At 62.4% G+C, this 25287-nt stretch carries 23 protein-coding genes and 2 tRNA genes; 20 read left to right on the forward strand and 5 right to left on the reverse strand.

Annotated elements, in window-relative coordinates; all coding sequences use genetic code 11:
• The first annotated feature begins 4 nt into the window (after positions 1-4).
• The 3 genes from BMY68_RS19015 (at position 5) to BMY68_RS19025 (ending at position 1396) form a co-directional block, all read left to right on the forward strand.
• On the forward strand, positions 5-481 hold the full coding sequence (locus BMY68_RS19015; RefSeq protein WP_009042467.1) for a YchJ family protein: 477 nt from the start codon (positions 5-7) through the stop codon (positions 479-481).
• Between the two features lie 217 nt (positions 482-698).
• Positions 699-1193 (forward strand): LEA/WHy family protein, encoded by a 495-nt coding sequence (locus BMY68_RS19020; protein ID WP_085529993.1) that lies wholly within the window; start codon positions 699-701, stop codon positions 1191-1193.
• Positions 1190-1396 (forward strand): SEC-C metal-binding domain-containing protein, encoded by a 207-nt coding sequence (locus BMY68_RS19025; RefSeq protein ID WP_016965285.1) that lies wholly within the window; start codon positions 1190-1192, stop codon positions 1394-1396. The genes BMY68_RS19020 and BMY68_RS19025 overlap by 4 nt, the downstream gene beginning before the upstream one ends.
• Positions 1397-1503: 107 nt before the next feature.
• Here BMY68_RS19025 and BMY68_RS19030 read toward each other — a convergent pair whose 3' ends face one another.
• Positions 1504-2064: a cysteine hydrolase family protein gene (locus BMY68_RS19030; protein ID WP_053259847.1), complete on the reverse strand. Its 561-nt coding sequence runs from the start codon at positions 2062-2064 to the stop codon at positions 1504-1506.
• Between the two features lie 147 nt (positions 2065-2211).
• Between BMY68_RS19030 and BMY68_RS19035 the strand changes: the two genes are divergently transcribed.
• The 7 genes from BMY68_RS19035 to BMY68_RS19065 all read left to right on the forward strand — a co-directional run bounded on the left by BMY68_RS19035 (position 2212) and on the right by BMY68_RS19065 (position 9976).
• Positions 2212-2856 carry a glutathione binding-like protein gene (locus BMY68_RS19035; protein ID WP_085529992.1) on the forward strand — a complete coding sequence of 215 codons (645 nt, stop codon included), beginning with the start codon at positions 2212-2214 and terminating at the stop codon, positions 2854-2856.
• Between the two features lie 185 nt (positions 2857-3041).
• On the forward strand, positions 3042-5465 hold the full coding sequence (locus BMY68_RS19040) for a penicillin acylase family protein (RefSeq protein ID WP_085529991.1): 2424 nt from the start codon (positions 3042-3044) through the stop codon (positions 5463-5465).
• A gap of 319 nt (positions 5466-5784) precedes the next feature.
• On the forward strand, positions 5785-6567 hold the full coding sequence (locus BMY68_RS19045; protein WP_009042462.1) for a transporter substrate-binding domain-containing protein: 783 nt from the start codon (positions 5785-5787) through the stop codon (positions 6565-6567).
• A 56-nt stretch (positions 6568-6623) separates the two neighbouring features.
• Positions 6624-7352, forward strand: coding sequence for an ABC transporter permease (locus BMY68_RS19050; RefSeq protein ID WP_009042461.1), 729 nt, complete (start codon positions 6624-6626; stop codon positions 7350-7352).
• Entirely contained in the window at positions 7349-8059 is a 711-nt protein-coding gene (locus BMY68_RS19055) for an ABC transporter permease (protein ID WP_009042460.1), read from the forward strand. Before BMY68_RS19050 ends, BMY68_RS19055 begins: the two co-directional genes overlap by 4 nt.
• 20 nt (positions 8060-8079) lie before the next feature.
• Positions 8080-9198, forward strand: a complete 1119-nt coding sequence (locus tag BMY68_RS19060; protein WP_085529990.1) for a succinylglutamate desuccinylase/aspartoacylase family protein — start codon at positions 8080-8082, stop codon at positions 9196-9198.
• A gap of 13 nt (positions 9199-9211) precedes the next feature.
• On the forward strand, positions 9212-9976 hold the full coding sequence (locus tag BMY68_RS19065; protein WP_009042458.1) for an ABC transporter ATP-binding protein: 765 nt from the start codon (positions 9212-9214) through the stop codon (positions 9974-9976).
• A gap of 77 nt (positions 9977-10053) precedes the next feature.
• Here the strand turns inward: BMY68_RS19065 and BMY68_RS19070 are convergent, their stop codons facing one another.
• A complete protein-coding gene (locus BMY68_RS19070) occupies positions 10054-10260 on the reverse strand; it encodes a hypothetical protein (protein WP_007923905.1) in 207 nt (68 codons plus the stop codon).
• Between the two features lie 106 nt (positions 10261-10366).
• The gene (dcd, locus tag BMY68_RS19075) at positions 10367-10933 is read right to left on the reverse strand and encodes a dCTP deaminase (protein WP_007923906.1); all 567 of its coding nucleotides are present in this window, start codon (positions 10931-10933) and stop codon (positions 10367-10369) included.
• A gap of 352 nt (positions 10934-11285) precedes the next feature.
• Between dcd and BMY68_RS19080 the strand changes: the two genes are divergently transcribed.
• Positions 11286-11495, forward strand: a complete 210-nt coding sequence (locus BMY68_RS19080) for a cold-shock protein (protein ID WP_002554837.1) — start codon at positions 11286-11288, stop codon at positions 11493-11495.
• A 160-nt stretch (positions 11496-11655) separates the two neighbouring features.
• Positions 11656-13038, forward strand: a complete 1383-nt coding sequence (locus BMY68_RS19085) for a toxin-antitoxin system YwqK family antitoxin (RefSeq protein WP_239694106.1) — start codon at positions 11656-11658, stop codon at positions 13036-13038.
• Between the two features lie 104 nt (positions 13039-13142).
• Here the strand turns inward: BMY68_RS19085 and BMY68_RS19090 are convergent, their stop codons facing one another.
• Complete coding sequence (locus tag BMY68_RS19090) at positions 13143-14150, reverse strand: DUF481 domain-containing protein (protein WP_009042456.1); 1008 nt, start codon at positions 14148-14150, stop codon at positions 13143-13145.
• A 164-nt stretch (positions 14151-14314) separates the two neighbouring features.
• Here BMY68_RS19090 and BMY68_RS19095 point away from each other — a divergent pair, with 164 nt between their 5' ends.
• The 4 genes from BMY68_RS19095 to BMY68_RS19110 all read left to right on the forward strand — a co-directional run bounded on the left by BMY68_RS19095 (position 14315) and on the right by BMY68_RS19110 (position 19106).
• Positions 14315-14668, forward strand: coding sequence for an MGMT family protein (locus BMY68_RS19095; protein WP_009042455.1), 354 nt, complete (start codon positions 14315-14317; stop codon positions 14666-14668).
• Positions 14669-14712: 44 nt separating this feature from the next.
• Entirely contained in the window at positions 14713-16290 is a 1578-nt protein-coding gene (locus BMY68_RS19100) for an AmpG family muropeptide MFS transporter (protein WP_062823492.1), read from the forward strand.
• 129 nt (positions 16291-16419) lie between these two features.
• Positions 16420-18135 (forward strand): proline--tRNA ligase, encoded by a 1716-nt coding sequence (locus BMY68_RS19105; RefSeq protein ID WP_085529988.1) that lies wholly within the window; start codon positions 16420-16422, stop codon positions 18133-18135.
• Between the two features lie 17 nt (positions 18136-18152).
• The gene (locus BMY68_RS19110) at positions 18153-19106 is read left to right on the forward strand and encodes a hypothetical protein (protein WP_085529987.1); all 954 of its coding nucleotides are present in this window, start codon (positions 18153-18155) and stop codon (positions 19104-19106) included.
• Positions 19107-19171: 65 nt separating this feature from the next.
• Here the strand turns inward: BMY68_RS19110 and dinB are convergent, their stop codons facing one another.
• Positions 19172-20236, reverse strand: coding sequence for a DNA polymerase IV (gene dinB, locus BMY68_RS19115; protein ID WP_085529986.1), 1065 nt, complete (start codon positions 20234-20236; stop codon positions 19172-19174).
• A 299-nt stretch (positions 20237-20535) separates the two neighbouring features.
• Here dinB and BMY68_RS19120 point away from each other — a divergent pair.
• From BMY68_RS19120 to BMY68_RS19135, 4 genes are all read left to right on the forward strand, one after another.
• A tRNA-Met gene (locus tag BMY68_RS19120) sits at positions 20536-20612 on the forward strand.
• A gap of 187 nt (positions 20613-20799) precedes the next feature.
• Positions 20800-20876 (forward strand) — tRNA-Met (locus BMY68_RS19125).
• 279 nt (positions 20877-21155) lie between these two features.
• A complete protein-coding gene (gene mprF, locus BMY68_RS19130) occupies positions 21156-23804 on the forward strand; it encodes a bifunctional lysylphosphatidylglycerol flippase/synthetase MprF (RefSeq protein ID WP_085529985.1) in 2649 nt (882 codons plus the stop codon).
• The gene (locus tag BMY68_RS19135; protein WP_085529984.1) at positions 23804-25099 is read left to right on the forward strand and encodes a virulence factor family protein; all 1296 of its coding nucleotides are present in this window, start codon (positions 23804-23806) and stop codon (positions 25097-25099) included. Before mprF ends, BMY68_RS19135 begins: the two co-directional genes overlap by 1 nt.
• The last annotated feature ends 188 nt before the right edge of the window (positions 25100-25287 follow it).

The following is a 25287-nucleotide window of genomic DNA, read 5'->3' on the forward strand; positions in this document are numbered from 1 at the left end:
TGCAATGAGTACCTCTATTTGTCCCTGCGGCAGCGGCAACCTGCTGGATGCCTGCTGCGGCCACTACCACGCCGGCCACCCCGCGCCCTGCGCCGAGGCCCTGATGCGCTCGCGCTACAGCGCCTACGTGCTGGGCCTGGTGGATTATCTGGTGGCCACCACGCTGCCGGCGCAACAGAGCGGCCTGGACCGCCAGTCCATCGGCGACTGGAGCGCGCAAAGCACCTGGCTGGGCCTGGAAGTCGAAAGCTCGGAAGTCTTCGGCGGCCAACCAGAACACGCCTTCGTCACCTTCACCGCGCGCTGGCACGACAGCCACGGCGAACACAGCCATCGCGAACGCTCATCCTTCGTGCAGAACAGTGGGCACTGGTATTTCATCGACCCGACCGTGCAACTCAAGGCCGGCCGCAACGACGCCTGCCCCTGCGCCAGCGGGCAGAAATTCAAGAAGTGCTGCGCCAGCTACTTCGCCAGCTGAATACCCGCCCCTGAGCCTGTCCTCGCGTGCGCTCCATGGTTGCCATGGGTCTGTACGAAAAGTCGGCGAGCGAAGGTCAGGCAAGGCAAAAACAGGCGAGGAAGCGGAGTGTAGGGGCCTACATGAGCATTCCGAGCCTGTTTTTAACGCAGCATGGCCGAGCGCAGCCACTTTTCGTACAGAGCCTAGACTGGGAGTTCAAACGGAGTAACCCCCCATGGTCGTTCAGCTGCGCGCACTACGGACCCTCGGACTGCTCACGGCGCTGGCGCTTTCGGGCTGTGCCTCGTGGTTCGTCGACGACACCCTCGACCCGCAGGTGCACCTGGTCAAGGTCGAGGTGATCAAGGCTAATTTGCTGGAGCAGCGCCTGCTCTTACACTTTCGGGTCGACAACCCCAACGATGCCGACCTGACCGTCCGCGCCCTGGAATACCGGGTTCATCTCGGCGACGTGTTGCTGGCGGAGGGTGAGCATGAACACTGGTTCACCATCGGCCCCAAGCACAGCGCCTACTTCCAGGTCCCCGTGCGCACCAACCTGTGGCCGCAGATACGCCAGGTGGTGAAATGGCTGAAGGAACCGCAGCAACCGATCCCCTATCGTCTGGACGGTTTGCTGGAAACCGGATTATTCATCGGCCATGACGTGCACCTGGCGCGCAAAGGCGAGATAATTCCCGCCGATTTTATTCCGGAGCAACCTCGATGACCCAGCAACCCCATGTCCATGGCCCTGACTGCAACCACGATCATGACCACCACGATCACGATCACGACCATGGCCATGTTCACGGTCCGCATTGCAACCATGCTCACCAGGAGCCGGTGCGCAACGCCTTGAAAGATGTCGGCCGCAACGACCCTTGCCCATGTGGCAGCAGCAAGAAATTCAAGAAGTGCCACGGCGCCTGATGGCGTAACGCCCTGCCTTTATCTTCTGTAGGAGCGAAGCTTGCTCGCGATGCAGGCACCTCGGACCTTGCGGTGCCAAGATGTTCTGATCGCGAGCAAGCTCGCTCCTACAAGGGCGAATGAAGGATCTGCTGGGTCGTGGTCACCGTCGCATACTCGCCATGCAGATTGCCCAGCGACATGGCATGCACCTCCTCGGCGCTGTGGGCCTGGCCGAAAAAGTCGGCCTTGTCGAAGGTGTAGCAGGCATCCTCCACCACCCAGGTATCGAACCCCAGGTTGCCGGCGGTCCGCGCCGTCGACTCCACCGAGTTGTGGGTCGCCACGCCGACGATCACCAGCTGGCCTATCCCGGCCTTGCGTAAATCGGCCTCCAGGGTCGTGGCGCAGAAGGCATCCGGCACTTGCTTCTGGATCACCGCCTCAGCGCCCAGCGGCATGAACCGCTGCTGAAACTCCACTCCCGACTGCCCCGGCCAGAACACCGACTGCTCGCTGCGGGACAGGTGCTGCACATGGATCAACGGCCGCGCCGTCTGGCGCCAGTAAGCCAGCAACTCGGCGATGCGTTCCTCGGCCTCGGGGTTGTTACGTCGCCCGAGCCGGGGATGCAGGATGCCCTGTTGCTGATCGATCAGGATCAGCGCCGCATTGGTCTGAAGCTCCATGCTGACTTTTCTCACGTTGGGTCATTGAATTCCACGCACTTCAACATCACCTCTCCCCACAGGCAAGCCGTCGAACGTAGACCGGACCACCGAATACCACTGTTTGCTGTCCGTAGCAGAATGTCCTTCGTTTACCTGGAGAGCGCCATGATCGATCTGTATTACTGGACCACCCCCAACGGCCACAAGATTTCCCTGTTCCTCGAGGAAACCGGCCTGCCCTACAGCGTGCACCCGGTCAACATTGGCCAGGGCGAGCAGTTCAAGCCCGAGTTCCTGAAGATCGCGCCGAACAACCGGATCCCCGCCATCGTCGACCATCAGCCGGCCGACGGCGGCGCCCCGCTGTCGCTGTTCGAGTCCGGGGCGATTCTGCTGTACCTGGCGGAAAAGACCGGGCAGTTCCTGCCCAAGGACCTGCGTGGCCGCCAGGAAGCCCAGCAGTGGCTGTTCTGGCAGATGGGCGGCCTGGGGCCGATGGCCGGGCAGAATCACCATTTCAGCCAGTTCGCCCCGGAGAAGATCCCCTACGCGATCAAACGCTACGTCGATGAAACCGCGCGGTTGTACGGGGTGCTGGACCGACGCCTGGCGGACCGGGATTTCGTCGCTGGCAGCGAATACAGCATTGCCGACATGGCGATTTATCCGTGGATTGTGTCCCACAAGTGGCAAAGCCAGAACCTGGAAGACTTCCCCAACCTGCACCGCTGGTTCAACCGCATCCTCGATCGCCCGGCGACCGCGCGCGCCTACGCCATCGCCGCCCGGATCAACCCACCCAAATCCTGAGGCCCGACAGCCCGTCGCCGGCCGGAAAACCCCGGTGACTGCTCCGCTTCGGGCAGCCACCGGGCGGCCGGCGCGGGCTATTTATCCGGCAACGCAGAAATACTCTCGGCCCCCGCTTGCGCGGCACTCGCCTGCTCACTAACGTAGCGCCTTTATCGACGCTACCCCCCCGCAGGAGCTTTGCCATGGCCTCGCCAGCCTTCTCACATTTTCTTCCCCGGTTCGGCGTTGCCGCGGCAGTGGCCGGCGTTCTCAGCCTGGCCGGTTGCCAGTCATGGAACACCCAGGACAGCCTGCCGCCGACCTCCGGCGTGCAACCGCTCAAGGGCCTGGCCCAGAACGTTTCGGTGCGGCGCAATGCCATGGGCATGCCGCTGATCGAAAGCAACACCTTCCACGATGCGTTGTTCGCCCTGGGTTACGTGCACGCCAGCGACCGGATCAACCAGATGGTGACCCTGCGCCTGCTGGCCCAGGGCCGGCTGGCCGAGATGTCCGGCGCCGATGCGCTGGACGTCGACCGCTACATGCGCGCGGTCAACCTGAAGAACAGTGCCGGCGAGCTGTACAAGGCCTCGTCCCCACGGATCAAGCGCTTCTTCGAGGTTTACGCCCGCGGGGTCAACGCCTACCTGTTCCGCTACCGCGACAAGCTGCCGCCGGACCTGGCCGCCACCGGCTACAAGCCCGAATACTGGAAGCCGGAAGATTCGGCGCTGATTTTCTGCCTGTTGAACTTCAGCCAGTCGGCCAACCTGCCGGAAGAAATCAACGCCCTGGTGCTGGCGCAGAAAGTCGGCGCCGACAAGCTCGCCTGGCTGACCCCAAGCTACCCGGACGAAGCGCTGCCGCTGGCCGAGAGCGACAAACTCAAGGGTCTCAACCTGAATGTCCCGGGCCTGAGTGAAATCAGCAGCGCCGCCGGCAAGCTCGGCGAACTCAATCCGTTGAGCGTGGCCGGCGCCAGCAACTGGGCCATCGCGCCACAGCGCAGCCGCAGCGGCAGAAGCCTGCTGGCCGCCGACAGCCATTCGCCGGCGTGGAACCTGGTGCAGATCCGCGCGCCCAAGTACCAGGCCGCGGGCGCTTCGATCGCCGGCCTGCCGATGATCGTCCAGGGCTTCAACGGCCAGGTGGCCTGGAGCATGACCTCGGTCGCCGGCGACAACCAGGACCTGTTCCTGGAAAAACTCAAGCGCCAGGGCAATGCGCTGTATTACGAAGCCAACGGCAAATGGCTGCCGGCCGTGGTGCGCAACGAAACCTATTTCGTCAAAGGCCAGCGGCCGATTCGCGAGGCGGTCTATGAAACCCGTCATGGCGCCCTGCTCAACAGCTCGAGCAACCTCAACGCCGGCTACGGCCTGGCCCTGCAACAGCCGAACCTTGCGGACGACAAGAGCCTGGATGCGTTCTTCGACCTGACGCGGGCGCAAAACGTGGAGCGGGCTTCCGACGCCAGCCGCGAGATCCGCGCCATCGGCCTGAACATGCTGTTCGCCGATGCCAGCCATATCGGCTGGCAGGTCACCGGCCGCTTCCCCAACCGCCGTGAAGGCGAAGGCCTGCTGCCATCGCCGGGCTGGGAAGGCCGCTACGACTGGGACGGTTATGCCGACCCGATGCTCCACCCCTATGACCAGGACCCGGCCCAGGGCTGGCTGGGCACCGCCAACCAGCGGATCATCCCCCACGGTTATGGCATGCAGCTGTCCAACTCCTGGTACTACCCCGAGCGTGGCGAACGCCTGGCCGAGCTGGCCGGCAGCGGCAAGCACGACGGGCGCAGCATGATCGCCATGCAGTACGACCAGACCACTCCCTTCGCCGCCAAGCTGAAGAAGATGTTCGAAGCCCCCGGCATGGCGCAGCCCCTGAAGAAAGCCATCGACGCCCTGCCCGAAGCAGACCGCAGCAAGGCCCGCGAGGCCTACAGCCGCCTGATGGCGTTCGACGGCAAACTCAGCCCGGTGTCGGCCGATGCGGCGATCTATGAGCTGTTCCTGCAGGAAAGCGCCCGGCAGATCTTCCTCGACAAACTGGGCCCGGAGTCCAGCCCGGCCTGGAAAGCCCTGGTGGCCAACGGCGCGCTGTCCTACTCGGCCCAGGCCGACCACCTGCTGGGCCAGGAAGACAGCCCGTTCTGGGATGACAGCCGCACCCCGCAGAAAGAAGACAAGCCGGCGATCCTCGCCCGCAGCCTGGCCGCCGCCATCAGCGCCGGTGAAAGCCAGCTGGGTGGCGACCGCCGGGCCTGGCAATGGGGCAAGCTGCACAGCTACAGCTGGAAGAACGCCAGTGGCCAGGTGATTCGCGGGCCATTGCAGGCCGGTGGCGATCACAGCACCCTGAACAGTTCGCCGTACCGCTGGGGCCAGGACTTCAATGTGACCCAGGCTCCGGCGCTACGGCTGATCGTCGATTTCGGCCAGAGCGAACCGCTGAGCGTGATGAACAGCAGCGGCCAGTCCGGCAACCCGGCCAGCCCGAACTACCTGAACGGCATCGACGCCTGGCTCAAGGGCCAGTACCTGAGCCTGCCGCTGCAACCGCAAAACTTCGACCGCCTCTACGGCAAGACCCGCCTGACCCTGGCGCCAGGCAAGTAACACCGGCCAGCCCGCCCCTCTGCACAAGGGGCGGGCTGGCGCCCGGTAACGCCTCAACCCCCTCGCTGATCCCACCCTGCCACGCTCTCGGCAGCCGCGCCCTTTCCTGCCCGAAATCGCCCACGCGCCCTATTGATGCAAGGCCTTGCGCACGCTCTTTTTTGGGGCGCTACCGACCCACGGCAGACTCTCGCACCACCTTTTAAAACACTTGTTCGGGACTCTGGTTCGGAAATTGCTACTTTCATTGAGTCTGACGCTTTGCAGTAACAGTACTAATGCGCCACAAGCGCTCATATTGGTTTTTAGGGATTGAATAATGAAAAAAGCATTGCTGACCCTTTCTGCACTGGCTCTCTGCATGGCCGCCGGTTCCGCGCTGGCCAAGGAATACAAGGAACTGCGCTTCGGCGTTGACCCGTCCTACGCACCTTTTGAATCCAAGGCCGCCGATGGCAGCCTGGTCGGCTTCGACATCGATCTGGGCAATGCCATCTGTGCCGAACTGAAGGTCAAGTGCAAATGGGTCGAAAGCGACTTCGACGGCATGATCCCGGGCCTCAAAGCCAATAAATTCGACGGCGTGATCTCATCCATGACCGTCACCCCGGCCCGCGAGAAAGTCATCGACTTCTCCAACGAACTGTTCTCCGGCCCGACCTCCTTCGTGTTCAAGAAAGGTTCCGGCCTGACCGAAGACACCGCCTCGCTCAAGGGCAAGACTGTCGGCTACGAGCAGGGCACCATCCAGGAAGCCTACGCCAAGGCCGTACTGGACAAGGCCGGAGTGAAAACCCAGGCCTACCAGAACCAGGACCAGGTGTATGCCGACCTGATCTCCGGGCGTCTCGATGCTTCGATCCAGGACATGCTGCAAGCCGAGCTGGGCTTCCTGAAGTCGCCACAAGGCGCCGACTACGAAGTGAGCAAGCCAGTGGACAGCCCGCTGCTGCCGGCCAAGACAGCTATCGGTATCTCCAAAGGTAACAAAGAGCTCAAGGACCTTCTGAATAAAGGTATCAAAGCGTTACACGACGATGGCACCTACGCCACCATTCAGAAAAAGCACTTTGGCGATCTGAATCTCTACAGCGGTAAATAAGGTCCTGGCGCCCATCCTCGATGGGCGCCTTTTTTATCGCCACAGGTCTCTGATTTATGTTCGAAGAACTTCTGCAAACCCTTGGGCTTTCCGCCTTCAGCCTCAAGGGGTTCGGTCCATTGTTGCTGGAAGGCACCTGGATGACCATCAAACTCTCGGTATTGTCGCTGTTACTCAGTGTCCTGCTCGGCCTGCTCGGCGCCAGCGCCAAACTCTCGCGGCTGGGCCTGCTGCGCCTGCCCGCCCAGCTCTACACCACGCTGATCCGCGGCGTACCGGACCTGGTGCTGATGCTGCTGATTTTCTACAGCCTGCAAACCTGGCTGACCACCTTCACCAACTTCATGGAATGGGAATACATCGAGATCGACCCGTTCAGCGCCGGGGTCATCACCCTGGGCTTCATTTATGGGGCGTACTTCACCGAAACCTTCCGTGGCGCCATCCTCGCCGTGCCGCGCGGGCAGATAGAAGCCGCCACCGCCTACGGCCTCAAGCGTGGCCAGCGTTTTCGCTTCGTGGTGTTTCCGCAGATGATGCGTTTTGCCCTGCCGGGTATCGGCAATAACTGGATGGTGATGCTCAAGGCCACCGCGCTGGTGTCGATCATCGGCCTGGCCGACCTGGTCAAGGCGGCCCAGGATGCCGGCAAGAGCACCTATCAGCTGTTCTACTTCCTGGTGCTGGCAGCCTTGATCTACCTGGTCATTACCAGCGCCTCCAACATCGTCCTGCGCTGGCTCGAACGCCGTTATGCCGCGGGCTCGCGGGAGGCGGTGCGATGATCGAGCTCCTGCAGGAATACTGGAGACCCTTCCTCTACAGCGACGGCTACAACATCACCGGCCTGGCCATGACCATGTGGCTGCTCAGCGCCTCGATCTTCATCGGTTTCCTGGTGTCGATCCCGCTGTCCATCGCCCGGGTCTCGCCCAAGCTCTACCTACGCTGGCCGGTGCAGTTCTACACCTACCTGTTTCGCGGCACGCCGCTCTATATCCAGCTGCTGATCTGCTACACCGGGATCTACAGCATCGCCGCGATCCGCGCCCAGCCCGTGCTCGACGCGTTCTTTCGCGACGCGATGAACTGCACCATCCTCGCCTTCGCCCTGAACACCTGTGCCTACACCACGGAGATTTTCGCCGGGGCGATCCGCAGCATGGCCCACGGCGAGGTCGAGGCGGCCAAGGCCTACGGCCTCAGCGGCTGGAAGCTGTACGCCTACGTGATCATGCCGTCGGCCCTGCGCCGCTCGCTGCCCTACTACAGCAACGAAGTGATCCTGATGCTGCACTCGACCACCGTGGCCTTCACCGCAACCATCCCGGATGTGCTGAAAGTCGCTCGCGACGCCAACTCGGCGACCTTCATGACCTTCGAGTCCTTCGGCATCGCCGCGCTGATCTACCTCACCGTGACCTTCGCCCTGGTCGGCCTGTTCCGCCTCGCAGAACGCCGCTGGCTGGCCTTCCTCGGGCCGACTCACTAGAACAAGGCAAATCATCATCCATGCGCCAACAGACTCATGATCTGCTCGCCCCGCTGCCGGGGACCTCGCGCCAGATCCACAGCTTTCACTTCGGCCCCGAGCGGGCCGAAGGCAAGGTCTACATCCAGTCGTCGCTGCACGCCGATGAACTGCCGGGCATGCTCGTGGCCTGGCACCTCAAGGCACGCCTGGCGGAACTGGAGGCCCAGGGCCGCCTGCGCAGCGAAATCGTCCTGGTGCCAGTGGCCAACCCGGCCGGCCTGGAACAGGTGCTGATGGACGTGCCACTGGGCCGCTACGAGCTGGAAAGCGGGCAGAACTTCAATCGCTGGTTCCTCGACCTCGGCGAAGAGGTCGGCAACGACATCGAAGGCCAACTGGGCGACGATCCGCGGCATAACCGTGAAATCATCCGCGCCAGCCTGCGCAGCGCCCTGGCGCGGCAGACCGCCGGCACCCAGTTGCAGTCCCAGCGCCTGGCCCTGCAGCGCCTGGCCTGCGACGCGGACATGGTGCTGGACCTGCATTGCGATTTCGAAGCCGTGGCCCATCTGTACACCACGCCCGAGGCCTGGCCGCAGGTCGAACCGCTGGCCCGTTATATCGGTTCGGAGGCCAGCCTGTTGGCCACCGATTCCGGCGGCCAGTCGTTCGACGAATGCTTCACCCTGCTCTGGTGGCAATTGCAGCAGCGTTTCGGCGAGCGCTTCGCCATTCCCCACGGCAGCTTCTCGGTCACCGTCGAGCTGCGCGGCCAGGGCGACGTCAACCATGGCCTGGCCAGCCTGGATTGCCAGGCCATACTGGATTATCTGAGCCATTTCGGCGCTATCGCCGGCGAGGCTCCGCCCATGCCCGAGTTGCCCTACCCGGCCACACCGCTGGCCGGCGTGGAACCGGTGGCCACGCCCGTGGGCGGCCTGCTGGTGTTCACCGCCCTGCCCGGGGAATACCTGGAAGCCGGGCAACAGGTGGCCGAAGTCATCGACCCGATCAACGATCGCGTCACCCCCATTCATTGCAGCTGCGCCGGCCTGCTCTACGCCCGCTCGCTGCGCCGCATGGCCACCGCCGGCATGGTGATCGCCCATGTCGCCGGCCGCGAAGCCTATCGCAGCGGCTACCTACTTTCGCCTTGAGGATGCATGCCCCATGTACAAACTGACCATTGAAGGCCTGCATAAATGCTATGGCGACAATGAAGTGCTCAAAGGTGTTTCGCTCAAGGCAAAGACCGGCGACGTCATCAGCTTGATCGGCGCCAGCGGCTCGGGCAAAAGTACCTTTCTGCGCTGCATCAACTTCCTGGAAACCCCGGACGACGGCGCCATGAGCCTGGACGGCCAGCCGATCCGCATGGTCAAGGACCGCCATGGCATGCACGTGGCCGACGCCGACGAGCTGCAACGGATTCGCACCCGCCTGGCCATGGTGTTCCAGCATTTCAACCTGTGGAGCCACATGACGGTGCTGGAGAACATCACCATGGCGCCGCGCCGGGTGCTGGGGATCAGCAAGAAGGACGCCGAAGACCGCGCCCGGCGCTACCTGGACAAGGTCGGCCTGCTCCCCCGTGTGGCCGACCAGTACCCGGCCTTTCTCTCCGGTGGCCAGCAACAGCGGGTGGCAATTGCCCGGGCTCTGGCGATGGAGCCGGAGGTGATGCTGTTCGACGAACCCACCTCGGCCCTCGACCCGGAACTGGTGGGTGAAGTGCTCAAGGTGATCCAGGGCCTGGCCGAGGAAGGCCGGACCATGATCATGGTCACCCATGAAATGAGCTTCGCCCGCAAGGTGTCGAGCCAGGTGCTGTTCCTGCACAAGGGCCTGGTGGAAGAGGAAGGCGCGCCGGAAGAGGTGCTGGGCAATCCGAAGAGCGAGCGCTTGCAGCAGTTCCTCAGCGGTAACCTGAAGTAAGCCAGGCGCCTCTATGGACAAAGGCCAGCCCGCCGGTGGAGTCCGGCGGGCTGGCCTTTTTTATGGGTGGGCGTCAATCAGGCCACAGGAGCGGGAGGCGGTTCGTCCGGCAAGGTTGGTTCGCCAGGTTCGGTCGGCTCGGCGGGTTGTGGGGTGTCCGGGTCGGGTTGACCGGGAATGCCGCCTGCCGCGCTGGGGTGCGCCAGCAATGACCAGGCCAGAACGCCGACCTGATTGGGCTCAAGTCTGGCAAGTGTGGCGCTTATAAGCGGATCGATCTTCATGAGGCACTCCTGAGCTAAGCACGGTCCACTGTGCGCAAACCGGGGCAGTCCTCTGGTTAGAGTATCTGCCCGCTGAGGAATTCCCGCTATTTGTCAGATGAACGACTCAGGTACGCGGCAGGGTCACGCCACGCTGGCCCTGGTATTTGCCGCCACGGTCCTTGTAGGACACTTCGCACTCTTCGTCGGACTCCAGGAACAGCATCTGCGCCACGCCTTCGTTGGCGTAGATCTTCGCCGGCAAGGTGGTGGTGTTGGAGAATTCCAGGGTCACATGACCTTCCCACTCAGGCTCGAGGGGGGTGACGTTGACGATGATGCCGCAACGGGCGTAGGTGCTTTTACCCAGGCAGATGGTCAGCACGTTGCGCGGAATACGGAAGTACTCGACGGTGCGGGCCAGGGCGAAGGAGTTCGGCGGAATGATGCACACGTCGCTCTTGATGTCGACGAAGCTGCCGGCGTCGAAGTTTTTCGGATCGACGGTGGCCGAATTGATATTGGTGAACACCTTGAACTCATCGGCGCAACGCACATCGTAGCCGTAGCTCGACACACCGAAGGAAATCAGCCGCTCCGCGCCTTCGCCGCGCATCTGGCGCTCCACGAAAGGCTCGATCATGCCGTGCTCTTGCGCCATGCGGCGAATCCACTTGTCCGATTTGATGCTCATGGCGGGTGTCCTGAAATAGCGAGGTGGAAAAATTCTGTCCGGCATCTTACCGGGGTGCGCCTGCGGGTTCAAAGTCTGGGCGGCTTTTCTCGCTGAAAGCCGCAATACTTGCGGGCTGGAAGGTATGTACGGCACCGCCAGTCACTAAAAGCGCGAATCCATCGCAAAGAACATTGGCAGGTTCCGGAAAAAGGGTTAAGGTGGCGCCACTGTGCTGCTTGTGTCACTGAGAATCTCTACACGATGTTGAATTTCGATCCAACCATCTCCAAGAATTTTTCCTGCTCTTTGCACTCAGTCTCGGCCAGGGCTTTTCCTGAGTCGCAGTTAACTTTGTCCAAGGAGATACACCATGTCTAATCGCCAAACCGGTACCGTTAAGTGGTTCAACGATGAAAAAGGCTTCGGCTTCATCACTCCACAATCCGGTGACGACCTGTTCGTACACTTCAAAGCTATCCAATCCGACGGCTTCAAAAGCCTGAAAGAAGGCCAACAGGTTTCTTTCATCGCTACCCGCGGTCAGAAAGGCATGCAAGCTGAAGAAGTTCAAGTTATCTAACTTGTACTGAAACAGTAAAAAGCCCCGCCCTCAAAGCGGGGCTTTTTTGTGCCCGGATGTTTTTGCTTAATGGCACCCAGGCTATATGATCCGCCCCCTCGGACAATCATATGGAAACTGCAGGATGCCGTTCAGACACCGGAAGTTGTTGAGCGCAGCGGTGCTCACACTCGCCCTCCCTCTCGCACTCAACGCCACACCTCGCCCCGACCATCCAACGATCATCGTCGGCATGGACAGCGGCGCCAGCTACATTGCCAAGGACTCGCAACAACAACCCGAGTTGCGACGCGCGGTACTGCTGGAGCTTTCCAGCGCCCATCGTTGCGGCAGCAACGAGGTTTACCTCACCCCCGAATCCTCAGGCATCCCCGCTGAGTCGTTCGGCCAGGTCCTGGAAGAAATCCAGCAACTGATCGATGACCAGACCCCACTCCTGCTGACCCTCTCGGACTGCGACGGAAAACGAGCCTTTTTCGAAAAGGTCCGGCCCTGCACCGCCCAGGAATGCGGCGGGCTGACTGCATCTCTGGTCGACGGCAAGCTCTACCTCGACGAGCGCTATGCGCCGACGGGCCAAGGCCAGGCCTCGTACTTCCTGACGATGCCGATGAGCTACGACAAGCGGCAAAAAGCCTGGAACGCGAAAATCTTCTACGTCGAATCAGGCACCCTGCGCCGGGACTATTTCGTCAGCGCCGAGGACTTCGTTTCGGGCAAGGCCGTTCATGCCTCGAAAACCTACTATCCGGACGGACAGGTCCGCCACAGCGCTGCCTATGACCTCAATGGCAAACGCCAGGGAGAGGCGCTGACCTACTCCGAGAGCGGTGTCGTGGTTAAACGCTCGAACTATCGGGATGGCCTCCTTGAGGGCTGGCAGAGCACCTACCACGACAATGGCAAAGTCGCCGAGTCCTACAACTGGCGCCAGGGCAAACGCGTCGACGGCGAATACCTGGAGTACGACGAGAACGGCAAGCGGGTCGGGCGCATCACCTACCGGGCGAATCTGCCGGACGGCCCGATCACCAGCTATTACCCGGATGGCAAGATCAAAGACAGCGGACAGTTCGTTGCCGGCAAGAAAGTCGGCCCCAGCCCGTCCTATTACCCTGACGGCACACTGGAAAGCACCGTCGATTACGTGGACAACCAGCCCGTGGGGTGGCAAATCCAGTACCACCCCAACGGCAAGGTAAAACAGAAACAGTTCAACGACGAACACGGCACCCAGCGCAGTTATGCCCTCTGGAACGAACAGGGCGTGCAGACGCTTCAGTGGCAATGGGATGAACAGCACCGCGAGCAGGGCGACTTCAAGGCCTGGTACGACAACGGCCAGCTCAAGGAGCATAAGGTCTACAAGGACGCGAAACTCGAAGGCCCCGCCGTCACCTGGTACGAGAGCGGTCAGATGGAATCATCTACCGATTACCTGGATGGCAAAGAGCATGGCTGGATGCGCCTCTGGAACGAGGACGGCAGTCTGCAGAGCGAATGCCAGTACCAGACGGGCACCCGTCAAGATGCATGCAGTTGAGGCTGACATAACGCAGCGCTATTGAGACAGCCCTCTTCCCGCAGCCAAACAAAAAGTCCCGCGGGTGCAAACCGCGGGACTTCTTCATTTCAAGGCCTGCAAGCTTACCAGGCGACGCCAAACCCCGCGGTGTAACGGGTCTTGTTGAGATCGCTGTCCTTGGTGCCACTGATGATGTCCCGTTCGGCCTTGAGGTTGAGCGACGCCCATTCCGTGACCTTGTAGCGCAGGCCGATCTCGGCATCCAGAGCGTAATCGGCAATATTGGACAGCGGCCGCCCCACCTCGCCATTGGTAAACAGCTCGACCCGCTTGCCAATCAGGTAACGGTTGTAGTCCCACTTCATGGCCAGGGAATAGAAGTTGTCCTTGCCGCCATCCTTGTACTCGTAGTCGGTGCGGTTGAGCAGCGACCCCAGGGAGAACGCACCCAATTCGTTATCCCAGAACTGGTAACCCGGACCGGTACCCACCACGCGCTGACGAGCCAGGACCTCGACCTTGTCACGCTTGTAGTTCAACCGCCCTTGCCAGAACCATTTATCGGTAAGGAAGCGATCCAGTGCGTATTCGCCGCGCCAGTTGTCGGTGGTGACCACATCGTTCTGGAATTCGCGGTTGTACTCGCCTTCCGCCGTGTGCCGCCATTTGCCGTGGCGCGCCGAGGTCTTGAAGTCGATGTCGTAGTCGTCGGTGTCCTTTTCCGCCCGCTGATAATCCAGCGCCATGTCGACATTGCCCTTCCACACCAGATCCTCGACCACCGGCTTGGGCTTCATGATCTGCTGGATGCTCGCCAGCTCGACAGTCTTCGGCGCCTCGCCATTGGCCAGGGTGACCTTGCCGTCTTCCGCCGCGTGCAGGGACTTGGCCTTCTCGCCGGTGTAGGCATCCTGCTTGACCAGCAGTTCCTGATCGCTCTCCAGCGTCTTGACCTGCTTCCAGTCGATCGGGATGGCCCCGGCATACTCGGTCTGGATCAATAACTTGCCACCGTCGAACACTTTGATCTTGCCGCTCAGACGGTCACCGTTCTTCAACCAGACGGTATCGGCGAGCAAAGGCGTGGCAGTACTGAAAACGGCAAGGCACAGCAGGGTTCTGGACAACATAAACAGATACAGGGCTCGAGTTCGCGAAAAAAACCGGCATTATCCACATGAATAAAACCTCAGGTAGGGACTGACTCGACTATCTATAGTGAGTTCAATTCTCAACTGTTAATAAACCCTTTGTCCTACAGACGGTTTACAGGCCTGCATCAGGAAACCCGAACGTGATCGAACCGCTCGACGCCGACCAAAGCCCCGCCGAAATCCGACGCACGGCGCTCTACCTGACCCTGGCCCAAGTCCCGGAAGGCAAGGTAGTCAGCTATGGGCAACTGGCGGAAATGGCGGGCCTGGGTCGCGCGGCGCGCTGGGTGGGACGTACCCTCAGCCAGTTGCCCGCCGACACCACCCTGCCCTGGCACCGCGTACTGGGTGCGGGCGGACGCATCAGCCTGCCCGTAGGCAGCGCTTCGGGCGACGAACAGCGGGCGCGACTGCGTATGGAAGGTGTCTCGATCCTGAACAATCGTGTGGATATTCGGCGCCATGGCTGGCGTCCGGTAGAGCACAGCGGTTAGAGTGCGCGCTTTGTTTCCGTAATTCTTGAGGCAGACTCCAGCCCATGCCCCGTAAAACCTGGCGCGCCGCGCTCGCCGCCTATGCCAGCCCCTCGACGCTCGTGCTGTTGCTGCTTGGTTTCGCCGCCGGCCTGCCCTACATGCTGGTGTTTTCGACACTTTCAGTCTGGTTGCGCGAAGCCGGTGTGGCTCGCGAAACCATTGGCTACGCCAGCCTGATCGGTCTGGCCTACGCCTTCAAATGGGTCTGGTCGCCCTTGCTCGACCAATGGCGCCTGCCCCTGCTGGGCAAGCTCGGGCGCCGCCGCTCCTGGCTGGTCCTGTCGCAATCGCTGGTGCTGCTCGGGCTGATCGGCATGGGGTTCTGCGATCCGCAAAAGCACCTGTCCTGGCTGATCGCCATTGCCGTTATCGTCGCCTTCGCCTCTGCCACCCAGGACATCGCGGTAGACGCCTACCGCCTGGAAATCGCCGAAGACAGCCGCCAGGCCGCCCTGGCCGCCGCCTATATGTCCGGCTACCGCGTCGCCGCCCTGCTGGCCACCGCTGGCGCCCTGTTCTTCGCCGAAGGTTTCGGCTCCACCGGTTTCAGCTATAAACACGCGGCCTGGACCGGCACCTACGTGCTGTTCGGCGTGCTGATGATCCCGGCCCTGCTGACCACCCTGTTCATGCGCGAGCCGCCGGTGCCGCTGCGTACCCAGCTGTCGGCCGGGCGCTACAGTTTCGTGCACCAGCTGGTGTCGGTGTTCGTGCTGATCGTGCTGCTGGTGTCCGTGCCGGCGATGTTCACCCAGCTGTACAACACCGACTTCGCCAGCGTGCTGTTCGAAGGCGCCAGCCTGCTGGACCTGCTGCTGGAAGACCGGGCGTTCCTGCGCGCCATTCTCTACATCATCCTGACTTCGCTGTGCCTGTCGGCCATGGGCCGCCGCGGCCTGGCCCCGGTGCTGACCCCCGTCAACGACTTCATCCTGCGCTACCGCTGGCAAGCCCTGCTGCTGCTGGGCCTGATCGCCACCTATCGGATGTCGGACACGGTGATGGGCGTGATGGCCAACGTGTTCTATATCGACCAGGGCTTCACCAAGGACCAGATCGCCAGTGTCAGCAAGATTTTCGGCCTGATCATGACCCTGGTCGGCGCCGGCATGGGCGGCCTGCTGATTGTGCGCTTCGGCATCCTGCCGATTCTGTTCATCGGCGGCGCCGCCTCGGCCGGGACCAACCTGCTGTTCCTGATGCTGGCCGACATGGGCCCCAACCTGCAGATGCTGGTGGTGACCATTTCCCTGGACAACTTCAGCTCGGGCCTGGCCACCTCGGCCTTCGTCGCCTATCTGTCGAGCCTGACCAACCTGAAGTTCTCGGCGACCCAGTACGCCCTGCTCAGCTCGATCATGCTGCTGTTGCCGCGCCTGATCGGCGGTTATTCGGGGGTCATGGTGGAGAAGTTCGGCTATCACGACTTCTTCCTGATCACCGCCCTGCTCGGCGTGCCGACCCTGGTCCTGATCGCCTTGCACTGGTTCCAGGAAAGCCGCCGCGCCGAACCGCCGCAAGCGCCCGAAGCCACACCGCCGGCCACTCCCCCCGCAGCTGCTGCCAGCGAAGAACCCTAGGAAACCCCGGGGCACGCCAGCATTCATCCGGCGCCCCGACCTCCCCCGGCCGCAATCCTGTACGCCAACGGTTCTCGCCCGTACAATGCTTCGTCATTTCTAGTCTTCAGCAACCGACAACGGCCTACCATGCGCACCAGTCAATTTTTGCTCGCCACACAGAAAGAAACGCCTTCCGATGCGGTCGTGATCAGCCATCAGCTGATGCTGCGCGCCGGCATGATCCGCAAACTGGCCTCGGGCCTGTACACCTGGCTCCCGATGGGCCTGCGGGTGATGCGCAAGGTCGAAGCCATCGTTCGTGAAGAAATGAACGCCGCCGGCTCGCTTGAAGTGTTGATGCCGAGCACGCAGCCGGCTGAACTGTGGCAGGAATCCGGTCGCTGGGAGGAGTACGGCCCTGAACTGCTGCGCTTCAAGGATCGCCATGGTCGCGACTTCTGCGCCGGCCCGACCCACGAAGAAGTGATCACCGATCTGGCCCGCAACGAACTGAGCAGCTACAAGCAACTGCCGATCAACCTGTACCAGATCCAGACCAAATTCCGCGATGAAATCCGCCCACGCTTCGGCCTGATGCGCGGTCGCGAGTTCATCATGAAGGACGCCTACTCCTTCCACGCCGACCAGGCATCGCTGCAGGTCACCTACGACCGCATGCACCAGGCCTACTGCAACGTGTTCACCCGCCTGGGCCTGAAGTTCCGTCCGGTCGAAGCCGACAACGGCTCCATCGGCGGCGCCGGCTCCCACGAATTCCACGTACTGGCCGAGTCTGGCGAAGACGACATCGTTTTCAGCAACGGCTCCGACTACGCGGCGAACATCGAGAAAGCCGAAGCCGTGCCACGAGAAACCTCGCGCCCGGCACCGAGCGAAGAACTGCGCCTGGTCGACACCCCTGACGCGAAAACCATCGCGCAGCTGGTGGAAGGCTACAACCTGCCGATCGAAAAGACCGTCAAGACCCTGGTGGTGCACGCCGAGGAAGCCGGCAAGCTGATCGCCCTGATCATCCGTGGCGACCACGAGCTGAACGAAATCAAGGCCGCCAACCAGCCTGGCGTCGCCAGCCCGCTGGTCATGGCTTCGGAAGCCGAACTGCGTGACGCCATCGGCGCCGGCGCCGGCTCCCTGGGCCCGCTGAACCTGCCGCTGCCAATCATCGTCGACCGCTCGGTGGCCCTGATGAGCGACTTCGGTATCGGCGCGAACATCGACGACAAGCACTATTTCGGCTTCAACTGGGAACGCGACATGCCGGTCCCGACCGTCGCCGACCTGCGCAACGTCGTCTCCGGCGACCCAAGCCCGGACGGCAAGGGCACCCTGGAAATCAAGCGCGGCATCGAAGTCGGGCACATCTTCCAGCTGGGCAACAAGTACAGCAAGGCGATGAAGTGCGAAGTGCTGGGCGAGAACGGCAAGCCAGTCACCCTGGAAATGGGCTGCTACGGCATCGGCGTTTCCCGCGTGGTGGCCGCGGCCATCGAGCAGAACAACGACGAGAACGGCATCATCTGGAGCGACACCCTGGCCCCGTTCCAGATCGCCCTGGTACCGCTGCGCTATGAAACCGAGCAGGTTCGCGAAGCCACCGACAAGCTGTACGCGCAACTCACCGCCGCCGGCTTCGAAGTGCTGCTGGACGACCGCGACAAGAAGACCAGCCCGGGCATCAAGTTCGCGGACATGGAGCTGATCGGCATTCCACACCGGATCGTGGTCAGCGACCGCGGCCTCGCCGAAGGCAACCTGGAATACAAGAGCCGTACCGAAGCCGAGGCGCAAGCGCTGCCGGTGGCTGACGTGCTGTCCTTCCTCCAAGCCCGTATCCGTCGCTGAAACCAGATAGAGAAGTCATGTTCAAGCGAAACACCTTAAGCCTCGGTGGCGCCGCCTTGTGCGGCGCCCTGTTGCTCAGCGGCTGTGCCAACCAGATGTCGCAACGCAGCGAGCACGAGGAACGTGTCGAGCGCAAATTGCTCGATCACAGCCTGCAGATCGATGTCGGTGAGCCTAAGGTGCTTGAGCTGCCGCAACGCCGGGTACGCATCCACGAGCAGAAGACCTTCGAAGTCACCGAGTTCGAAGTCACGCGTCGCTACGATCGCTATACGCCCTATCAACCCTGGCGGGAGATCTACGAGATCCCGCTGGGCGCGGTGGCCGTGGTCGCGGGTGTCGGCGCCAACGTGGTCAATGTGTTTGCCCTGGGCAACCTGCCGGACAGCGTCACCAAGGACTGGATCAGCTACGGCGTGGCCGGGCTCAACCCGTTCATGAACGTGCAGTCCCACGGCCGGGCGCAGCAGAACCTGGCGGGGATCGATGAAGTCCAGCGCGACAAGCGCGTGGAGTATTCGAGCCTGCCCTGGAGCGAACGCCCGGTGCAGGTCAAGGCCGGCAAGGAAACCCACGAGCTGAGCACCGACCGCAACGGCGTACTGCGCCTGAACCTGTTGGACAGCCCGTTTTCCGAACAGGACCTGAACCACATCGGCAAGCTGCAGATCAGCGTCGCGGATGCCCAGGACGACGTGCATTCCGATTCGTCGCTGGCCATCAGCAACACCCTGCGTGGCAAGCTGCTGGAAGCGCACAACCTGATCTACGACGACCTCGAAGATGACGAAGTGAGCCAGTGGGTGCACCGGGTCAAGCGTCTCTCCGAACTGGGCCTGGAAGAAGAAGCCAGCGAACTGGAACAGAGCCTGATCGAGCTGACCCGCAACGATCCGGAACTGCAAAGCGAATTTCTCAAGTCGCTGACCAAGAACGCCGGCCGCCTGGTCGCCGATCCCGGCGCCCACTGACCGGATAACCATCGCGAGCCAGCCTGTTTCCGCACTGCGGGGGTGGGCTGGCTCGCGATGCTGTTTCAGGAACGACTGAACAACTCCAGCTGCTCATGCCCGCCACGCAGATCCTGCAAACGCACACCAATCCCCAATAGCCGCACCGGCCTGTCCCCGCGCTTGAACGCCTGGGTCAAGAGCTGCCGGTAACTCTCCAGGTCCCGCCCTGCCCCCGCCTGTTCGAGCGTGGTCTGGGTGAAATCGTGAAACTTCACTTTGACGAAGGGCTTGCCCGGACGGTAGCTGCTGTCGATTCGTTCGATCCGGCCGGCCAGGGTCTGCATCAGCTCCGGGAGTTTATCCAGGCAGCTCTGCAGATCGGGCAGATCGACGTCGTAGGTGTTTTCCACGCTGATGGACTGCCGGCGACTGTCGTTCTGCACCGGCCGCTCATCGATGCCCCGGGCGAGGTTCCACAACCGCTCGCCAAAACTGCCGAACTCGCGCACCAGCGCCAGCTTGCCCCATTCGCGCAATGCCTCGCAGCTGACGATGCCCAGGCGTCCCAGCTTGTCGGCCGTGACCTTGCCCACGCCATGCAGCTTGTTGACCGGCAAGGCCGAAACGAAGTCCTCGACCTGGTCCGGGGTGATCACGAACAGGCCGTTGGGCTTTTTCCAGTCGCTGGCGATCTTGGCCAGGAACTTGTTCGGCGCCACCCCGGCCGACACCGTGATATGCAGCTGGTTGGAGACCCGGCGACGAATGTCCTGGGCGATTCGCGTGGCGCTGCCGGCGAAGTTGGGGCTGTCGGAAACATCCAGGTAGGCCTCATCCAGGGATAAAGGCTCGATCAGGTCGGTGTAGTCGCGAAAGATCGTATGGATCTCTTTCGACGCTTCCCGGTAGGCCTCCATGCGCGGCTTGACGATCAGCAGGTCGGGGCACAGCGTCAGCGCATGCCGCGAGGACATGGCCGAACGCACGCCAAAAGCGCGGGCCTCATAGTTGCAGGTGGCGATCACCCCACGTCGCTCCGCCGAGCCGCCCACCGCCATCGGCCTGCCGGCCAATTGCGGGTCGTCGCGCATTTCGATGGCGGCGTAGAAGCAATCGCAGTCGATGTGGATGATTTTGCGCTGCGTCATATAAAGGCAGAGTTCATGGAAGCAAGAGATCGATCACAAGACAGGGCGACAGTATCTCACCGAGAACTGTATATAGCACCAGTAGTTTGATTTCTCCTGCCTGCCACCAGAAAAATCGGAAGATGAATTTATTTTCTCAATCGGTCAAAGCCCCTCAATAGAGCTGAAAGCCTTATGCAGCATGCCTTCAGGGCCGATCCAGGGGCTGCATTTTCACGCTAAGCAATTGAACGAAAACAGTTTTTTTCGGTTAATCGGTTGACAGGCCGGCGATCCTCTGTAGAATGCCGCCACACAGACGCGGGATGGAGCAGTCTGGTAGCTCGTCGGGCTCATAACCCGAAGGTCGTCGGTTCAAATCCGGCTCCCGCAACCAAACATCAAAAAAGGCTACTCGAAAGAGTGGCCTTTTTTGTGCGCGCTCGTTTTGTTGTCGCGCAAAACAAAACCCTTTGCAGTACCGGGACTTAACCCGCTTTGCGAGTCACTCAACACTTATTTGACTCAATGGACCATTAACGGTTGACACTCCAGCATTCGTCTGTAGAATGCCGCCACACAGACGCGGGATGGAGCAGCCTGGTAGCTCGTCGGGCTCATAACCCGAAGGTCGTCGGTTCAAATCCGGCTCCCGCAACCAAACAACAAAAAAGGCCACTCGAAAGAGTGGCCTTTTTTGTATCTGTCGAAAAAATCTTTTCGCAACAATGACCTGGCAACCTCCCGTGAACCGTCAGTCACCTTCCCCACTCTTTCCAACCCGCTATGCTCATTGCCAGGCAGCCACTTGAAAACGCTGGCCGTCCGGGCTCGCAGGGCCATGGTGAGACGCGTTAATATTTGAAACTATTTTTTCTGCAGGGATTGGTAACTTGGCTGGATACCCCCATCCTGTCGCGCACAATCCACGAGGTGATTGATGCGCGCCAACTCGTCTGACTCACAAGACACCGATACCGTTACAGCGAACCAACCGGTTGCGGCCACCCGCTTGCGCTGGCTGGAGCTATTGAGCAAATACCGCCAGCCGATCGGCATGGTGGTGACCCTGCTGCTGTTCGGCATCGCCCTGATTGCCTGTCGTCACCTGCTCAGCGAGCTGGATCTGTATGCCCTGCATGATTCGATCCTCGACGTGCCCAAGCCGGCCCTGCTCGGCGCCTTGGCCGCGACCGTGGTCGGTTTCGTCATCCTGCTCGGCTACGAATGGTCCGCCAGCCGCTACGCCGGGGTGAACCTGCCGGCGCGCACCCTGGCCCTCGGGGGCTTTACCGCCTTTGCCATCGGCAACGCCATCGGCCTGTCGCTGCTCTCCGGCGGCTCGGTGCGTTACCGCCTCTATGCCCGGCATGGCGTGGGTGCCGGCGACGTCGCCCATATGACGCTGTTCGCCAGCTTGTCCCTGGGTTGTGCCCTGCCACCGCTCGCAGCCCTGGCGACCCTGAGCAACCTGCCCGCCGCCTCCGCCGCCCTGCGCCTCTCCGAAGGCCTGCTGGCCAGCATTGCCGGCGCCGTACTGCTGCTCTGCGCGATCCTGGCCATCGGTATCTACCGGCGCCGCCTGCCCGAACAGCCATTGCCGGACAACCTGCTGGTCAAGGCCGGGCGCCGCACCCTGCGCCTGCCTGGACGTCGCCTGACGCTCCTGCAACTGCTGATCACCGCCCTCGACGTCGCCGCCGCAGCCACCGTGCTGTATCTGCTGCTGCCCGAAGCACCGCCCTTCGGCGCCTTCCTGCTGGTCTACCTGCTGGCCCTGGCGGCCGGCGTGCTCAGCCATGTACCCGGCGGCGTCGGGGTGTTCGAAGCGATTCTGCTGGCCGCCTTCGCCGACAAGCTCGGTGCGGCGCCACTGGCCGCCGCCCTGCTGCTGTACCGGCTGATCTACGTGATCCTGCCGATGCTGGTGGCCTGCGTCCTGCTGCTGATCAATGAAGCCCAGCGCCTGTTCCAGACCCGTCAATCGCTGCGGGTGGCCTCGGGCCTGGCCGCACCGATCCTCGCGGTGCTGGTGTTCCTGTCCGGCGTGGTGCTGCTGTTTTCCGGCGTGACTCCGGAAATCGACACCCGCCTGCAACACATCGGTTTTCTGATCCCGCACCGCCTGGTGGATGCCTCGCACTTCGGCGCCAGCCTGGTCGGAGTGCTTTGTCTGCTGCTGGCCCAGGGTCTGCGCCGGCGCCTGTCCGCAGCCTGGATATTGACCACCATCCTGCTGCTCGTCGGTGCCGTGCTCTCGCTGCTCAAGGGTTTCGACTGGGAAGAAGCCAGCCTGATGACCCTGACCGCCAGCCTGCTGGCAGTCTTCCGACGCTCCTTCTACCGGCCGAGTCGCCTCACCGAACTGCCGTTCTCGCCGCTGTACCTGGTGGCCAGCGTCTGTGTGCTGGGCGCATCGATCTGGCTGCTGCTGTTCGCCTATCAGGACGTGCCCTACAGCCATCAGCTGTGGTGGCAGTTCACCCTCGACGCCGATGCCCCACGGGGCCTGCGCTCGCTGCTGGGCGCCGCGGTGCTGCTGGTGGTGGTGTCCCTGACCTGGCTGCTGCGCACCGCGCGCCCGGTGATTCACCTGCCCAATGGCGAGGAGCTGGACCGCGCGGCGAAGATCCTCATGGCCTCTTCCCAGCCCGACGGCGGCCTGTCCCTGACCGGCGACAAGGCCCTGCTGTTCCATCCCAACGACGACGCCTTCCTCATGTATGCCCGGCGCGGCCGCAGCCTGGTGGCGCTGTACGACCCGATCGGGCCGACCCAGCAACGGGCCGAGATGATCTGGCAGTTCCGCGACCTGTGCGACGTCCACCATGCGCGTCCGGTGTTCTATCAAGTGCGCGCGGAAAACCTGCCGTACTACATGGACATCGGCCTGACCGCGATCAAGCTTGGCGAAGAAGCCCGGGTCGACCTGAACCGCTTTGATCTCGAAGCCAAGGGCAAGGAGATGAAGGACCTGCGCTACACCTGGAACCGCGGTACCCGCGACGGTCTGTCGCTGGAAATCCATGAGGCCGGGCAGGCGCCGATGGACGAGCTGAAAGTCATTTCCGATGCCTGGCTGACCGGCAAGAATGTCCGCGAAAAAGGTTTCTCCCTCGGGCGTTTCAGCGAGGACTACCTCAAGCATTTCCGTATCGCGATCATCCGTTTTGAAGGACGTCCGGTGGCCTTCGCCAACCTGCTCGAGACCTACAGCCATGACCTGGCCAGCCTCGACCTGATGCGCGCCCACCCGGAGGCTCCCAAGCTGACCATGGAATTCATGATGGTCGGCCTGATCCAGCATTATAAAAACCATGGGTATGCCCGCTTCAGTCTGGGCATGGTGCCGTTGTCGGGTCTGCAACCCCGGCGTGGCGCGCCACTGACCCAGCGCCTTGGATCGATGGTTTTCCGTCGGGGTGAGCAGCTGTACAACTTCCAAGGGTTGCGCCGTTTCAAAGACAAATTCCAGCCTGACTGGGAACCTCGTTACATGGCCGTGCCCGCCGGACTGGATCCGCTGGTGGCACTGGCCGATACCGCCGCCCTGATTGCGGGCGGCCTGACTGGATTGGTGAAACGCTGATGATTCAACGCTCCTGGCGGTATGTATTAGCCACTCTGGTGGTGTTTGCCCTGATAGCGGGAGGCGGCTACTGGTACTGGAATCGTCCGGCACCACAACCGACCCTGGAACACCTGGCCCAGACCGATGGCTCGACCCTGACCCGGGTCACCCCGGCCGCCCAGGCCAAGGCCCGGGTCGCCGTGGCCGTCCTCGCCGACGAAGCCCTGACCGATACCCAACTCCTGGCCCTGAGCCGCGGCGGCGCGGCGCAGATCGTCCAGGTGATCCTGCCCAAGGACGACTGCAAGCTGCAGGAACAAGCCCTGCAGACCGCCCTCGGCCAACTCGCGGGCCCGGCGACCCTGGTCAGCGGCATCGGCCCTGGCGCCGCCCTGGCCTGGCGCTGGATCGCCACCCAGAACGACGACAAGGCCCAGGCCGTGTCGGTGGGCTTTACCATCAACCCGGCCCCGGGCTGCACCGACCCGTTGCCCAGGACCCTGGCCCACGGCCACTGGCTGGTGGCCTGGAACGACAACCCGGATGACGAAAGCGCCGGCTTCGTGCGTGACACCCCCAATGCCAGCACCAGCATCAGCGACTACGACATTCACCTGCCCCAGGTGCTGAACAACGAGCTGCGCAAGCTGCTGGTGGGTTCGGACAACGGCGGCCTGAACATCCCGGTGGTCGAAGTGCCGGCCGGCCAGGCCAAGGACACCGTGACCCTGTTCCTCTCCGGTGACGGCGGCTGGCGCGACCTGGACCGTGACGTGGCCGGCGAGATGGCCAAGATCGGCTACCCGGTGGTTGGCATCGACACCCTGCGCTACTACTGGCAGCACAAGACCCCGGAACAGAGCGCCACCGACCTGACCGAACTGATGCAGCACTACCGGCAGAAATGGGGCACCAAGCGCTTCGTGCTGACCGGCTATTCGTTCGGCGCCGACGTGTTGCCGGCCATCTACAACCGCCTGCCGGAAGCCGAGCAGCAGCGGGTCGACGCCATTATCCTGCTGGCCTTCGCCCGCACCGGCAGCTTCGAGATCGAAGTCGAAGGCTGGCTGGGCAACGCCGGCAAGGAAGCCGCCACCGGCCCGGAAATGGCCAAGCTGCCAGCGGCCAAGGTGGTGTGCATCTACGGCGAGGAAGAAGTCGACGAAAGCGGTTGCACCGACAAGACCGCCGTCGGCGAAGCCATGAAACTGCCGGGCGGCCATCACTTCGACGAAAACTACCCGGCCCTGGCCCAGCGCCTGGTCAACGTCATCGAGAAACGCCAGGGCAAGGACAAGGTCGCCGAAGAGTGATCTGATGCCCAGACAAGGCCCCCGCTGCCAACCGGCACCGGGGGCTTTTTCATGCCCTTGGAAACGCGCTTGCAGTGAGTTCAAAGGCACTCAGGAGCATCAGCCAACCCACCCCGGCAGGCAGCGGCGAGAGAACCATCCCCCAACAAAAAAGCCCCCGTCACCGCTAAGGTGACGAGGGCTTCTGC

This window comes from Pseudomonas sp. NFACC41-3 (genome assembly GCF_900109505.1).
In the GTDB taxonomy this organism is placed as follows: Bacteria; Pseudomonadota; Gammaproteobacteria; order Pseudomonadales; family Pseudomonadaceae; genus Aquipseudomonas; species Aquipseudomonas chlororaphis.

Coding starts and splice junctions, on each gene's coding strand:
- BMY68_RS19015 (WP_009042467.1), top strand. CDS start 5: ATGAGTACCTCTATTTGTCCCTGCGGCAGCGGCAACCTGCTGGATGCC.
- BMY68_RS19020 (WP_085529993.1), top strand. CDS start 699: ATGGTCGTTCAGCTGCGCGCACTACGGACCCTCGGACTGCTCACGGCG.
- BMY68_RS19025 (WP_016965285.1), top strand. CDS start 1,190: ATGACCCAGCAACCCCATGTCCATGGCCCTGACTGCAACCACGATCAT.
- BMY68_RS19030 (WP_053259847.1), bottom strand. CDS start 2,064: ATGGAGCTTCAGACCAATGCGGCGCTGATCCTGATCGATCAGCAACAG.
- BMY68_RS19035 (WP_085529992.1), top strand. CDS start 2,212: ATGATCGATCTGTATTACTGGACCACCCCCAACGGCCACAAGATTTCC.
- BMY68_RS19040 (WP_085529991.1), top strand. CDS start 3,042: ATGGCCTCGCCAGCCTTCTCACATTTTCTTCCCCGGTTCGGCGTTGCC.
- BMY68_RS19045 (WP_009042462.1), top strand. CDS start 5,785: ATGAAAAAAGCATTGCTGACCCTTTCTGCACTGGCTCTCTGCATGGCC.
- BMY68_RS19050 (WP_009042461.1), top strand. CDS start 6,624: ATGTTCGAAGAACTTCTGCAAACCCTTGGGCTTTCCGCCTTCAGCCTC.
- BMY68_RS19055 (WP_009042460.1), top strand. CDS start 7,349: ATGATCGAGCTCCTGCAGGAATACTGGAGACCCTTCCTCTACAGCGAC.
- BMY68_RS19060 (WP_085529990.1), top strand. CDS start 8,080: ATGCGCCAACAGACTCATGATCTGCTCGCCCCGCTGCCGGGGACCTCG.
- BMY68_RS19065 (WP_009042458.1), top strand. CDS start 9,212: ATGTACAAACTGACCATTGAAGGCCTGCATAAATGCTATGGCGACAAT.
- BMY68_RS19070 (WP_007923905.1), bottom strand. CDS start 10,260: ATGAAGATCGATCCGCTTATAAGCGCCACACTTGCCAGACTTGAGCCC.
- dcd (WP_007923906.1), bottom strand. CDS start 10,933: ATGAGCATCAAATCGGACAAGTGGATTCGCCGCATGGCGCAAGAGCAC.
- BMY68_RS19080 (WP_002554837.1), top strand. CDS start 11,286: ATGTCTAATCGCCAAACCGGTACCGTTAAGTGGTTCAACGATGAAAAA.
- BMY68_RS19090 (WP_009042456.1), bottom strand. CDS start 14,150: ATGTTGTCCAGAACCCTGCTGTGCCTTGCCGTTTTCAGTACTGCCACG.
- BMY68_RS19100 (WP_062823492.1), top strand. CDS start 14,713: ATGCCCCGTAAAACCTGGCGCGCCGCGCTCGCCGCCTATGCCAGCCCC.
- BMY68_RS19105 (WP_085529988.1), top strand. CDS start 16,420: ATGCGCACCAGTCAATTTTTGCTCGCCACACAGAAAGAAACGCCTTCC.
- BMY68_RS19110 (WP_085529987.1), top strand. CDS start 18,153: ATGTTCAAGCGAAACACCTTAAGCCTCGGTGGCGCCGCCTTGTGCGGC.
- dinB (WP_085529986.1), bottom strand. CDS start 20,236: ATGACGCAGCGCAAAATCATCCACATCGACTGCGATTGCTTCTACGCC.
- mprF (WP_085529985.1), top strand. CDS start 21,156: ATGCGCGCCAACTCGTCTGACTCACAAGACACCGATACCGTTACAGCG.
- BMY68_RS19135 (WP_085529984.1), top strand. CDS start 23,804: ATGATTCAACGCTCCTGGCGGTATGTATTAGCCACTCTGGTGGTGTTT.